The 12,957-nt window shown below is 61.4% G+C and carries 13 protein-coding genes; 12 read left to right on the forward strand and 1 reads right to left on the reverse strand.

Going from position 1 to position 12,957, the window contains the following annotated elements:
- The first annotated feature begins 570 nt into the window (after window positions 1-570).
- From JNM42_RS08155 to JNM42_RS08190, 8 genes are all read left to right on the forward strand, one after another.
- Window positions 571-3,378: a monovalent cation/H+ antiporter subunit A gene (locus tag JNM42_RS08155; protein WP_294268194.1), complete on the forward strand. Its 2,808-nt coding sequence runs from the start codon at window positions 571-573 to the stop codon at window positions 3,376-3,378.
- Window positions 3,378-3,713, forward strand: a complete 336-nt coding sequence (locus JNM42_RS08160; RefSeq protein WP_294268195.1) for a Na+/H+ antiporter subunit C — start codon at window positions 3,378-3,380, stop codon at window positions 3,711-3,713. Before JNM42_RS08155 ends, JNM42_RS08160 begins: the two co-directional genes overlap by 1 nt.
- Window positions 3,710-5,236 carry a monovalent cation/H+ antiporter subunit D gene (locus tag JNM42_RS08165; protein WP_294268196.1) on the forward strand — a complete coding sequence of 509 codons (1,527 nt, stop codon included), beginning with the start codon at window positions 3,710-3,712 and terminating at the stop codon, window positions 5,234-5,236. The genes JNM42_RS08160 and JNM42_RS08165 overlap by 4 nt, the downstream gene beginning before the upstream one ends.
- A 6-nt stretch (window positions 5,237-5,242) precedes the next feature.
- On the forward strand, window positions 5,243-5,734 hold the full coding sequence (locus JNM42_RS08170) for a Na+/H+ antiporter subunit E (RefSeq protein ID WP_294268197.1): 492 nt from the start codon (window positions 5,243-5,245) through the stop codon (window positions 5,732-5,734).
- Window positions 5,728-5,997, forward strand: a complete 270-nt coding sequence (locus tag JNM42_RS08175; RefSeq protein ID WP_294268198.1) for a K+/H+ antiporter subunit F — start codon at window positions 5,728-5,730, stop codon at window positions 5,995-5,997. Before JNM42_RS08170 ends, JNM42_RS08175 begins: the two co-directional genes overlap by 7 nt.
- Entirely contained in the window at window positions 5,994-6,305 is a 312-nt protein-coding gene (locus JNM42_RS08180; protein WP_294268199.1) for a Na+/H+ antiporter subunit G, read from the forward strand. The genes JNM42_RS08175 and JNM42_RS08180 overlap by 4 nt, the downstream gene beginning before the upstream one ends.
- Before the next feature lie 187 nt (window positions 6,306-6,492).
- Window positions 6,493-6,765, forward strand: a complete 273-nt coding sequence (locus tag JNM42_RS08185; protein WP_294268205.1) for a YjbQ family protein — start codon at window positions 6,493-6,495, stop codon at window positions 6,763-6,765.
- An 8-nt stretch (window positions 6,766-6,773) separates the two neighbouring features.
- Window positions 6,774-8,036: a hypothetical protein gene (locus tag JNM42_RS08190; protein WP_294268200.1), complete on the forward strand. Its 1,263-nt coding sequence runs from the start codon at window positions 6,774-6,776 to the stop codon at window positions 8,034-8,036.
- A gap of 464 nt (window positions 8,037-8,500) precedes the next feature.
- Here JNM42_RS08190 and JNM42_RS08195 read toward each other — a convergent pair whose 3' ends face one another.
- A complete protein-coding gene (locus JNM42_RS08195) occupies window positions 8,501-8,779 on the reverse strand; it encodes a hypothetical protein (protein ID WP_294261091.1) in 279 nt (92 codons plus the stop codon).
- Between the two features lie 238 nt (window positions 8,780-9,017).
- Between JNM42_RS08195 and JNM42_RS08200 the strand changes: the two genes are divergently transcribed.
- The 4 genes from JNM42_RS08200 to JNM42_RS08215 form a co-directional block, all read left to right on the forward strand.
- The gene (locus JNM42_RS08200) at window positions 9,018-10,469 is read left to right on the forward strand and encodes a bifunctional 2-methylcitrate dehydratase/aconitate hydratase (RefSeq protein ID WP_294268201.1); all 1,452 of its coding nucleotides are present in this window, start codon (window positions 9,018-9,020) and stop codon (window positions 10,467-10,469) included.
- Between the two features lie 106 nt (window positions 10,470-10,575).
- Window positions 10,576-11,574 (forward strand): arsenosugar biosynthesis radical SAM (seleno)protein ArsS, encoded by a 999-nt coding sequence (gene arsS / locus JNM42_RS08205; protein WP_294268202.1) that lies wholly within the window; start codon window positions 10,576-10,578, stop codon window positions 11,572-11,574.
- A 36-nt stretch (window positions 11,575-11,610) separates the two neighbouring features.
- Window positions 11,611-12,339, forward strand: coding sequence for a haloacid dehalogenase type II (locus JNM42_RS08210; protein WP_294268203.1), 729 nt, complete (start codon window positions 11,611-11,613; stop codon window positions 12,337-12,339).
- Window positions 12,336-12,957 (forward strand): TVP38/TMEM64 family protein (locus tag JNM42_RS08215; protein ID WP_294268204.1); only part of this gene is annotated, 622 nt, incomplete at its 3' end. The genes JNM42_RS08210 and JNM42_RS08215, both read left to right, overlap by 4 nt.

The raw sequence follows: 12,957 nt of genomic DNA on the forward strand, positions 1-12,957 counted from the left end.
CAGCATAGGGCACCGCGACCCTGTCTCATAACGTGATCTGGCAGTCTTCGGAATGCTTTACTTGACTGATATGCTAAATGTATATAATTGCCGTTGATCGAAACAAACCGGACAGCGCGACGTGGAATGAGCGACAAAATCCATGACTAATGAGAACTGCAAGGCGGAGCGCTCGACAAAAAACGGGGTTTTCGGTCAGACACTAAATATCAGCTTTCAGTTCCTTACCCTCCTGGCGGTGACCTTCGCAGTCTGCAGGGCGCCTTAATTTCCAGGCCGGGTAAGCGATAGCGTCCCTCTGGTGGGTTGGCCTCGTGGGAAAACCCGACGTAAGCGAAGCGTCGGGTTACGCTAGCGCTAACCCGACCTACGGGAATGTGCCAGGGGAATTTGCCCTGCAAGACATACTGAATCGGGTTTGAACATCAGCGGCGGCTTTGCCGCACCATGATCGCCATTTTTTCACACTCATTTGGCAGCGGCGTGTTCGTATCCGGCTCGTGGTTATAATCAAGCCCTCGGTATTATCTTCGCGACTTGACGACTTCAGGACTCCCGGATCACGCTCACTTGAACAGCAGCGTCCTTCTCTTTGCCCTCCTGGCCGTGCCCTTGGTGGCCAGCCCGCTGCCACTGCTGATGCAGCGTTGGGGGCGTGGCTACGCCGCGCTGGCGGCAGCGGCGGTGATGGCGGCCTGCCTGATCGTGCTCGCCCCGCTGGTTGCGCCAACGCTAGCGGGGCACGTCGAACTGGCGCGCCTGGCCTGGCTGCCGGCCTATGGTCTGGATTTGAGCCTGCGCCTTGACGGACTCGGCCTGCTCTTCTGTTTGCTGATTCCCGGTATCGGCCTGCTGGTCGTCCTCTACGCCTACTACTACCTGCCGGTAACTGACGCTCTAGGACGTTTTTACTCGCTGCTGCTGCTGTTCATGTCCGCCATGCTCGGCGTCGTTCTCTCTGAAAACCTGATTCTGCTGCTCATCTTCTGGGAAATCACCAGCCTCTCGTCATTCCTGCTGGTGGCCTACGGTCACCAACATCACGCCGCCCGGATTGGCGCCCGCATGGCACTCGCCGTGACCGGTGGTGGCGGGCTGGCGCTGCTGGCCGGCATCCTGCTGCTCGGCAACATTGTCGGCAGCTACGATCTGTCGGCGGTGCTGCAGGCCGGTGAGCGCATCCGCGCACACGAACTCTACGCGCCGACACTGATCCTGATCCTGCTCGGTGCCTTCACCAAGTCGGCGCAGTTCCCCTTCCATTTCTGGCTACCCAACGCCATGGCCGCGCCGACGCCGGTATCGGCCTACCTGCATTCGGCGACCATGGTCAAGGCCGGCGTTTTCCTGCTCGCCCGTCTGTACCCGGCGCTGGCCGGAAGCGACCTGTGGTTCTGGCTGGTCAGCGGTACCGGTGCGCTGACGCTGGTCTATGCGGCATCGGTTGCACTGTTTCGCCACGACATCAAGGGGCTGCTGGCCTACTCGACGATCAGCCAGCTCGGGCTGATTACCCTGCTGTTCGGGCTGGATACCCCGTTGACGGTGGTTGCCGGCGTTTTTCACATCATCAATCACGCCATTTTCAAAGCCTCGCTGTTCATGGCTGCCGGTGTTGTCGACCACGAATGCGGGACGCGCGACATGCGCCGCGTCAACGGCATGTTCCGCTACATGCCGATCACGGCGACGCTGGCCATCGTCGCCGCCGGCTCGATGGCCGGCGTACCGCTGCTGAACGGCTTCCTGAGCAAGGAGATGTTTTTTGCCGAGACCGTCGGCCACCCGGTTTTCGCGCAGATAAGCTGGCTGCTGCCCATGTTTGCCACCGTCGCCGGCATGCTGGCGGTGGCCTACTCGTCGCGTTTCATCCACGATGTTTTCTTCAACGGCGAGCCGATCGATCTGCCGCGAACACCGCACGAACCGCCGCGCTGGATGCGCGCGCCGATCAAGGTGCTGGTCGCGCTGTGCCTGCTGCTCGGCATTTTCCCGGAATGGAGCGTCGCACGCATTCTCGCTGCGGCGGCCAGCGCCACACTGCAAGGGCCGCAACCGGCCTACACGCTGGCGATCTGGCATGGATTCAACCAGCCTTTCGTCATGAGCCTGCTGGCGCTCGGCGGCGGTGTCCTCATTTATGCGTTGCGCGCGCCGCTGTTCGCCTGGTATGAACGCCGGTCGCACCGACAGCCGCTGCTCATCTTCGAGCGCTTTTACCATGCCCTCTCGCGCCTCGCCGGGCAGCTCGTGGCGCGTATCGATAACGGCTCGCTGCAACGCTACAGCGCGCTGTTGATCGGCTTTGTCCTGCTGCTTGGCGCCTGGGCCGGGTGGCCGGTAGCGGGCGAAGTCCTTGTGCGTCATACCCACCCGGCCGACGTTTCGGCGCTGCTGGCTTTCGCCGCCCTCGCGCTCGCTGCTCTCGGCGCCACCGTCCTGCATCGTCAGCGCCTGCTGGCGATTGTGCTGGTCAGCATCGTTGGTCTGGTCGTTTCATTAACCTTCGTGCGCTTCTCGGCACCCGATCTGGCCTTGACGCAACTGGCCGTCGAAGCGGGAACCATCCTCTTGATGCTGCTCGTGCTTTACTACCTGCCGCACAAAAAATGCACGCCGGCAACCACAATCACCCGCAAGCTGCGCGACCTGCTGCTCGCCCTGGGCGCCGGTGGCGGCCTCGGATGGGTCAGTTGGCAGATGCTCGGCACGCCCTTTGAAACCATCTCCGGCTACTATCTCGAACATTCGGTGCCAGGCGGTGGCGGTGCCAATGTGGTCAACGTCATCCTGGTCGATTTCCGTGGTTTCGATACACTCGGCGAAATCACCGTGCTGGCCACGGTGGCTCTGGCCGCCCACGTCCTGCTTGGCGGGCTGGTGCTGAAGGCGCCCGAGCGCGATGGCGACGGACGCCGGTGGTCGGCTGAAGCCCATCCGCTGTTTCTCTCGATGATGATGCGCCCGCTGCTGCCGCTGGCAATTACCGTCTCGGTCTTCATCTACTTGCGCGGCCACAACGTTCCGGGCGGCGGTTTTGTCGCCGGGCTGATCACCGGCGTTGCGCTGGTCATGCAGTATCTGGCCAATGGCATCGCCTTCACGCAGCCGCTGATGCCGCGCCACCCGCCGCGCCTGCTCGCGCTCGGGCTGTTCCTCGCTGCCGGCATCGGACTGGCCAGCCTGTTCTATGGTCGCCCGTTCCTGACCAGCGCGCACGGTCACGTGCCTCTGCCATGGATTGGCGACGTCGAGCTGGCCTCCGCGATGGTCTTCGATCTCGGCGTCTATGTGGTGGTCGTTACCGTGGTGCTGACGGTGCTTTCCGAACTCGGGCGTCTGTCGCTGCGCACGCTGAAGAAAGGCGAGGCGGACTGATGGAACAGCTGGTCGCCCTGGCCATCGGCCTGCTCACCACCTGCGGCGTCTCTCTCGTGCTGCGTGAGCGCACCTTCCCGGTCATTCTCGGCCTCACCCTGCTTTCCTATGCCGTCAATCTGTTCCTGTTTGCCAGCGGACGCCTGATCATCGACGCGCCGCCGCTGATTGCCGCCGGCGCCCGCTATACCGACCCGCTGCCGCAGGCGCTGATCCTGACGGCAATCGTCATCGGTTTCGGCATGACCGCCTACCTGGCCATGCTGGCGCTGCGTGCCCTCTCGGAATCAGGCGACGATCACGTCGACGCGCGCGAAGAGGAAGACAGGTCATGAGCCAGCACGCGCCGATCCTGCCCATCCTGATTCCCTTGCTCGCCGCGCTGCTGCTATTGCTTCAGCCACACCTGCCGTTTCAGCGTGCCGTCGGCCTGCTCGCCAGCCTGCTAGGCGTTGTCGCCACAGCCTGGCTGACGCTCCTGGCCGATGACGGCATCCTGCGCGTTTACGCCCTCGGCGACTGGGCGGCACCTTTCGGCATCGTGCTCGTGGTTGATCGTCTGGCCGCCGCCATGACGCTGCTGACCGCCCTGCTCGGCCTGTGCGGCGTGCTCTACGCGAGTAGCGGCTTCGACGCCGAGGGCCGTTTCTTCCATCCGCTTTTCCAGTTGCAGTTGCTCGGGTTGAACGGCGCCTTCCTGACCGGCGATCTGTTCAACCTGTTCGTCTTTTTCGAGATCATGCTGCTCGCCTCCTACGCCCTGCTGGCGCAGACCGGCGGTCTGGCGAGGACGCGCGCCGGGATCGCCTACGTCGTTCTCAACCTGCTCGGGTCGAGCCTGTTCCTGATCGCCCTCGGCCTGCTTTACGCTACGCTGGGAACGCTGAATCTGGCCGATGTGGCGTATCGGCTGAGTCAGTCGGGAATCCATCATAACGGAGCACGGCTGGCGCTGGCCCTGCTCTGTGCCGTATTTTTCCTCAAGGCGGCGCTGCTGCCGCTTTCGTTCTGGCTACCGCATACCTATGCCGCCGCGCCGGCGCCGGTGGCCGCACTGTTTGCCATCATGACCAAAGTCGGCATCGTCTCCCTGTTGCGTCTTCAGGTCATCGCCATCTATCCTGCGTATCCTGATCTGCTTTACGGCTGGCTGACCGCGCTGGCGCTGACCACGGTGCTGTTTGCCGTGCTCGGTGCGCTCGCCGCCAAAGACATGAAGACGCTCTCGGCGTGGCTGGTGCTGCTCTCTGCCGGTACCTTGCTGCTCGTTCCGGCGCAGGCCAGTGCCGACATCAGCGCGGCCGGGCTGTTCTATCTGGCGCACTCGAGCTTCGCCGGCGCCGCCAGCTTCCTGCTCGCAGAACTCATCGGCGAACAACGCGGTGCGGCTGGCGATACCTTCAGCACGGGTGCAAAACGCTTGCCGGCCTGGAGTGGGATCGCTTTCATCGTTCTGGCGATGACGCTGGCCGGCCTGCCGCCGTTCTCGGGCTTTCTCGGTAAGCTGATGCTGCTGAATACCCTGCGCGGCGTCGAGGCCGGAGTCGCCATCTGGACGATTCTGCTGCTCGCTGCATTTCTGGTGACGATGGCGCTGGCGCGCGCAGGCAGCATGCTGATCTGGGAAAACGGGCCGGCTGGCACCTCCTCCGCAGCCCTGCCCGCAGCCGCTGGCGGCTGGCGCCGCCTCGGCGCAATGCTGTGCCTGATTGCCGCCGGCCCTTTGCTGGCGGTCTTCGCACAGCCACTGTCCGGCTATGCCCAACGCACTGCAGCGCAGCTTCACGACACCCGCGCCTACATCCACGGCGTTCTCGGAAACGATCCGGCGACGATTCAGCGACAGAGAAGGGGGTAGGACGTCATGCTCAAACAATTGATCCCGCGTCCCGTTCTTTCGCTCACGGTCTTGCTGCTGTGGATCGCCATTACCAATGCCGGGTCGTTTGGCCTGTTGCTGCTTGGGTTGTTGCTGGCAGTGATCATTCCCCGCCTGACGCTCCCCTTCTGGCCCCAGGCGCCGCGTCTGGTCAATCCGCTACGGGCACTGCGCTTTCTCGGTGTGTTTGCGCTGGATATCGTCGTTGCCAACTGGGGCGTCGCCTGGCGCGTTATCGGGCCGTCTGACCGACTCTCTCCGGCCCTGGTCGAGATTCCGCTCGACCTGCGCGACCCCTTCCTGGCGACGCTGGTCGGCAGCATCGTTTCGCTGACGCCCGGCACGGTATCGATCGACGTTGACCAGAAAAACTGGGTGCTGCTCGTGCACGCGCTCGACGCGCCCGATCCGCAGGCGCTGATCGATGAAGTCAAAGGCCGTTACGAAGCGGCGATCAAGGAGATCTTTGCATGCTGATACGGGCCATCGAAATCGGTTTTGTCCTGATCGGCGTGGCCATGATGCTGAGCTTCAGCCGGCTGTTGCGCGGCCCCGACATTGTCGACCGCATCCTGGCGCTCGATACGCTGAGCATCAACGCCATTGCCTTGCTCGTGCTCTATGGCCTGCATACCGACAGCAACACCTACTTCGAGCTGGCGCTGTTGCTGGCGATCCTGGGTTTTGTCGGTACCGTTGCCCTGTGCAAGTATCTGCTGCGCGGAGACCTAATCGAATGAACGCATTCAGCGAATTTCTGGTGTCCTCACTGATCGTCTTCGGTGCCCTGTTCGTTCTGCTGGGATCAGTCGGTCTGGCGCGCCTGCCGGATTTTCTGATGCGCCTGCATGCGCCGACCAAGGCGACTACACTCGGCGTCGGCGCCCTGCTGCTGGCTTCGGCGATTTACTTCTCGCTGACCGGGCCAGGCGTCAGCCTGCACGAGGCAGCCATCGTGCTCTTTCTGTTCATCACCGCACCGGTAACGGCGCAGCTTATGGCCAAGGCGGCCCGGCACCGGCAGAAGAAGAGTGAAGCGGATCAATAAGTTACAGTGCACGCTTGCCAGGCGGCAAGCTTGCGCTTGTGGCTGGGGGCACTCTACGGGGCATCAGGCAATACCTGGGGTGCAATTCGGGGGGCCTTATGAAATGCGTGACGCATGCCGGCCAGAAATCGTCGATTGACTGCGGCACCAGGCGTCAGCCATACTCCCCGAAGGCTCTTGGGATATACTGGCCTTCACCGTTAATGCCGACCCGGATGCGCGCTTCAATCTCGAAACCCTCACCCAACGCTGGGCGCCCGACGGCGACCCGGCCAAGCTTAACGAGCTGCAAGGCGACGACGAAATGACCGCCCACCCCCGTAGCGTGCTAATGGACATTTCAGCCGTCGTACCCGTGGGCAACGGCCGCCTGTTGCTTTGCACCTTGCAGGGAATCAACCTGTGGGTACACCGCACTCATGTCCAACTGGGTGAAGCGGTGGCAACGGTAACAGGGTAGAACATCAAATGCGCTTTTCATTGAAGTTTTTTGCGATCATCCTGGTGATGCTGACGATTGGCTTACCCGTCGCTCTGGTCGGCGCCGCCTTCCTGGCAGTCGATCGCCTGCCGCTGCTGACGCGCTCGACCGAGATCAAGCCGGAGAACATCGCTCGCGCCAAGCGCATTATCGAGCGCAACGACCCGCGGCGCATGCGACCGGGGGTGCTGCGCAGCATCCTGATCGGCAATGAAGACCTGGATCTCGCCGCCAACTATCTCGTCAATCGCTACGCCAGGGGCAGCGCCAGTGTAGTGTTGCAGGATGGCGGTGCGAGCGTGCGGGCGAGCTTCACTTTGCCGGCGAACCCTGTCGGCGGTTTCGTGAACATCGATGCTGCCCTGACTGAAACAGCGGGTCTGCCGCGGATCGAAAGCCTCAGAATTGGCCGGCTGCCGGTGCCCGGTTTCATCGCCGATTACTTGATGCGACAGGCCCTAGAAAATGCTCAATCCGAGACCGCGGTTGGCGCGGCGGCAGATGCGATCAAGCGTGTATCAATGCGCGGCGGCACATTGCTGGTCGAGTACGAATGGAGCGAGCGCCTGCCCGAAGCGATCAGGGGCGTGCTGGTGTCGAGCGAGGACGAGGTACGGCTCAAGGCCTACCAGACACGCATTGCTCAGATGAGCACAACAGGCGGCAAGGCCGGGCTGCCGATGGATGAGGTGCTACGTGCGCTGATGCGCCTGGCCGCGGAGCGTGGCGGCGATGCAGCGGCCGAGAATCGAGCCGCCATCATCGCCCTGGCGTTCTTCGTCAACGGCAAGGGACTCGCCGCAGTGATCCCGGCGGCAAGGGACTGGCCCAAGCCTGTAGCGCGCAACGTCACGCTGGCCGGGCGGCACGACTTCGCGCAACACTACTCGATCTCGGCCGCCATCGCCGCCAGCGCCGGCAGCCCGCTCTCGGATGCCGTCGGCCTGTACAAGGAAGTCGATGATTCGCAGGGCGGCAGCGGCTTTTCGTTCAACGACATCGCCGCCGATCGCGCCGGTGTCAGGTTCGGTGAACTTGCCACGATGAATCCGGGCGGCGCGCAAAAAGTGCAGCGTGCGGCGGCGGGACGCTTCAGCGCGACCGACCTACTTCCCGAAGTGAAGGACCTGCCCGAATTCATGCAGGACGCCGAATTCAAGCGCCGGTACGGTGGCATAGGCGGCGCGGAGTACAAGAAGACGATGGCCGAGATCGATCGGCGGATCGCGGCGTTGACTTTGTTTCGCTGAGCAGCCCCGACCTGTCTAGGCGTTCTTCGCCACCTGAGCCAAGTTCTCCAACAATCCCGTAAGTTCGGAGTCTGCATTGTGCATCAGATTGCGGAAAACAAATTCCTCGCGAACTGTGTTCGTCCACCGGAAAATCCGGATCACTGTTTTTTCTTGGTGAATCTTTTTCCATGTCTTTCAACAGGACTGATCAGCAGATTCATGCTGTGCTGTCCATGAAATATTCAAGAAATAACATTAACAATTTTAATTAACTCAATGTATAAATTGGTTATTATATATATATACTCAGCTGACCATCATGATCAAGAAAAACCTGTCGGGTAAAACTGCAAACTCAAGTGCCACCCCCTGTGCTCACCGCGCTATCGCGCACGCCTCCAATAGAAGAGGTCTGGAGTGAAACCAGGCTATCGGGAATTCCCTGCCCTTTTCTTGTGACAACTGATCCGTCTGAAACTCGCTTATTCCGGATACTTGAGGTCTGCGTTGGGGTCTTTTTTGACGCCGGGTTTGCGCCCGCGTGCGGGGGCCGGCAAGTCGCAGGACAAGCGGCAACTGATGCCTTCGATCTTCCTGCCCTCGATGAAACGCGTTACCTTGCAGCAAATCACGTCGCCTGACGCCGAGAGTTGCGCGACCAGGGTTTTCAACTGGGCCATCGGGATGTCGAGCGCCTGTGAGATGTCGGCATCGAGTTGCTCGCCGTTGGCTCTCAGAAATTTTAGAATGGATGCGTTCATCTGGGTATCCCCACGGTGCTTTGGAAAGCGTACAGTTTGCGCCCTAATTGGTGCCGTGGCAATTGAAGCGATGGTTTCGACTTCTGTTTTCAGTCAAAACCTGCGTCGGATGCGCGGAATTTCTTGCCCAGAGCGCGCGGCAAGGATCTGCCGGAATCAAGCCTGATGGACTGGATGCGATCAAATTTCGTCGTATCGCTGGCGCAACAATGACTTTAACTGCTGCGAAGAGGTTTCCATGTGCACACACCCAGGCCCTGCCCACCCCGAACCCGATCAGGTTCTGCTCGATATCGCCGACTACGTCCTGAACTACGAAATCCGCTCGCCGCTGGCCTACGAAACGGCGTGCCACAGCTTGATCGACACCCTTGGCTGCGGCCTCGAAGCGCTGGACTATCCGGCCTGCACGAAACTTCTCGGCCCCATCGTTCCCGGCACCCTGGTGCCCAACGGCGCCAGGGTGCCGGGAACCCGCTTCGAACTCGACCCGGTGCAGGCGGCCTTCAACATCGGCACCACGATCCGCTGGCTGGACTTCAACGATACCTGGCTGGCCGCCGAGTGGGGGCATCCCTCCGATAATCTGGCCGGCATCCTGGCCGTGGCCGACTGGCTGTCGCGCAACGCCGTGGCCAGCGGCAAGCGACCACTGCTGATCAGGGATGTGCTCACGGCGTTGATCAAGGCCTACGAGATCCAGGGCTGCATCGCCCTGGAAAATGCATTCAACGAGGTCGGTCTGGATCATGTGCTGCTGGTCAAGGTGGCCTCGACGGCGGTGCTCGCCGGCCTGCTCGGTCTGAATCGCGAAGGAATCATCAACGCCGTGTCGCTGGCCTGGGTCGACGGCCAGCCGCTGCGTACCTACCGCCACGCCCCCAATACCGGCAGCCGCAAGAGCTGGGCCGCCGGCGATGCGAGCAGCCGTGCGGTGCGCCTGGCGCTGATGGCCAGCAGCGGTGAAATGGGCTACCCCAGCGTCCTCACGGCACCGCTCTGGGGCTTCTATGACGTGCTGTTCAAGGGCCGGCCGTTAAGGTTCCAGCGGCCGTACGGCTCCTATGTAATGGAAAACGTGCTGTTCAAGATCAGCTTTCCGGCTGAATTCCATAGCCAGACAGCCGTCGAAGCCGCGATGAGCATTCATGCTCAACTCAAGGCTCTGGGCAAGAGCGCCGAAGACATCGGGAAAATCACCATCCGCACGCATCAGGCGTGCCTGCGCATCATCGACAAGCCGGGGCCGCTGCACAACCCGGCAGACCGCGACCACTGCATCCAGTACATGCTGGCCGTGCCGCTGCTCTTCGGTCGCCTTGGTGCGGCCGACTACGAAGACGGCGTAGCCGCCGACCCGCGCATCGACGTCCTGCGCGAGAAGATGGTGTGCGTCGAGGAGCGCCAATTCACCCTCGATTACCATGACCCGGAAAAGCGTTCGATCGCCAACGGCCTCAGCGTCGAATTCACCGACGGCAGCAGGCTGGACGAAGTGCTCGTCGAGTACCCGATAGGTCACCGGCGCCGCCGCAGCGAGGGCCTTCCTTTGCTCGAAGCCAAATTCCGCAGTAACCTGGCCCGGCGTTTCCCAGCCAGGCAGCAACAGGCGATTCTTGACATTTCGCTGGATCATTCCCTGTTACTGTCCACTCCAGTCAATGACTATGTGAATCTTTACGTGATCTGATCTTGAAGCGCTTACCCCCGGCAGCCGCCGATCAGCAAGTAGATCGTAAGGAAATGCGCCCCGTATCCGACCAATTTCATACGATCAACCGGAAAGACCGACAACAATGCATGCCACCCTGCCCCTGCTGGTAAAAACAGACTTCCCGCCACTGCAACGACGATCTGTCGAAATCCTGCAGGTCAATCTCGGTTATCGCTGCAACCAGAGCTGTCTGCATTGCCACGTCAATGCCGGCCCGCAGCGCAAGGAAGAGATGAGCAGCGAAACGATCGAGGCGCTGATTGCCTTTATCGCCGCCAGTCCCGAGGTCAGGGTTCTTGACCTGACCGGTGGCGCGCCGGAGTTGAACCCTAACTTCGCTCGTCTGGTTGTTGCCGCGCGTAGCCGCGGCCTCAAGGTCATCGACCGCTGCAACCTGACCATCCTTGAAGAACCGGGGTTTGCGGAGATGGCCGGCTTTCTCGCCGCGCATCGCGTCGAAATTGTCGCCTCAATGCCCTGCTATCTGGAAGAAAACGTCGACAGGCAGCGCGGCTATGGAACCTTCGAGGCCAGCATCAAGGCGCTGAAGCGTCTGAATGCCCTCGGTTACGGTGCACCGGGAAGCCCTCTGATCCTGAACCTCGTTTTCAACCCGCAGGGGCCAAACCTGCCCCCGCCGCAGGCGCCGCTGGAGGCCGCCTACAAGGATCGCCTGGGGCAGGATTTCGGCATCGTCTTCAACCAGCTTTTCACGCTGACCAACATGCCGATCCAGCGCTTCGGCTCGATGCTGATCTCCAAAGGCCAGTTCAACAGCTATATGCAGCTCCTGCGCAGCGCCCACCGCGACGAGAATATCGAGCATGTTATGTGCCGGCATCTGCTCTCGGTCGATTGGCAGGGCTATCTTTACGACTGCGATTTCAACCAGCAACTGGCTCTGCCGATTGCCGAAGCCGGCCGCCCGCGACTGCACATCAGCGAGCTGAATGCCGAGGCACTCGACGGGCATGCGATTCGCGTTGCCGAACACTGCTATGGGTGCACGGCGGGGCAAGGCTCCAGTTGCGGCGGTGCATTGGGCGATGAAACAGCCGTAGCGCCCAGTTGCCACGCGTAGTCGTGCCCAGCCATTCAACACTGAAAGGGTGGCCGCATGCAAAGTGAAGGTCTTCGCAACATCAAAGCCTGTGTTTTCGACGCTTACGGCACCCTCTTCGATTTCACCAGTGCGGCAGTCGCCGTGCGCGATGAACTGGGCGATGATTGGCAAGCGCTTGCCGATCTGTGGCGCCAGAAGCAACTACAGTACACCTGGTTGCGCGGGCTGGCCGGCCATCATGCCGATTTCTGGCAGGTGACCGGCGATGCGCTGGATTTTTCGCTCGCCACCCTGAAGCTTGAACGCCCGGGCCTGCGCCAGCGACTGATGGATCTCTACTTACGGCTCAGTACCTATCCGGAAGTCGATCGGATGCTGCGCCGATTGAAGGAGGATGGCATGAAACTGGCCATTCTCTCCAACGGTTCCCCTGCCATGCTCGCAGCAGTCGTCCGGAATTCCGGCCTAGACGAGGTGTTCGACGCCGTCCTGTCGGTTGAGGAAGTCGGCGTTTACAAGCCGCATCCCTCGGTCTATGCCTTGGCCACACGGCATCTGGAACTTGCCCCGGCAGACATCTGCTTCCTTTCGTCAAATGGCTGGGATGCCTTTTCGGCTAAGGCCTTCGGCTTCCGCGTCCTGTGGTGTAATCGTTTTTCACAAGCCGCAGAGCGGATTCCGGCAACGCCCGATGGCGAAATAGGCGATCTTTCTTCGCTTCCCGATCTGGTCTTCTCGTCATCTCAGGCGAATGGCGGCAAGCAACCTGGAAAACCGGCATGAACAAAGCTCCCCGACTGTTGCTGATTGCCCTACTGATTGTGCTGATCACCGCCTATTTCGGTTTCGGACTCGAGCGCTTTCTGAGCCTCGACTATTTCAAGAGCCAGCAGGCGGCGATCGAGACCTGGCGAGCCGCACAACCGATGACGGCGGCGCTGATCTTCTTCGTCACCTACGTCGCCGTCACCGGATTGTCGCTCCCCGGTGCGGCGGTGATGACCCTGGTCGGCGGCGCGGTGTTCGGCCTGCTCTGGGGATTGTTGCTGGTTTCCTTTGCCTCGTCGGTGGGCGCCACACTGGCCTTCCTGGCCTCGCGTTTTCTTTTGCGCGACTGGGTGCAGCAGCACTTTGGTGAGCGGCTGCGCGCGATCAATTCCGGGGTCGACAGGGAAGGCGGTTTTTATCTCTTTACGCTGCGTCTGGTTCCCGTCTTCCCCTTCTTTGTCATCAACCTGCTGATGGGGCTGACGCCACTGAAGACGCGGACTTTCTACTGGGTGAGCCAGGTCGGGATGCTGGCCGGCACGCTGGTTTATGTGAATGCCGGAACGCAACTGGCGAAAATTCAGTCCCTGTCGGGAATCCTCTCGCCCGGCCTGCTCGGCTCCTTCGTGCTGC

The sequence above is a fragment of the Propionivibrio sp. genome (genome assembly GCF_016790145.1).
Lineage (GTDB): Bacteria > Pseudomonadota > Gammaproteobacteria > Burkholderiales > Rhodocyclaceae > Propionivibrio.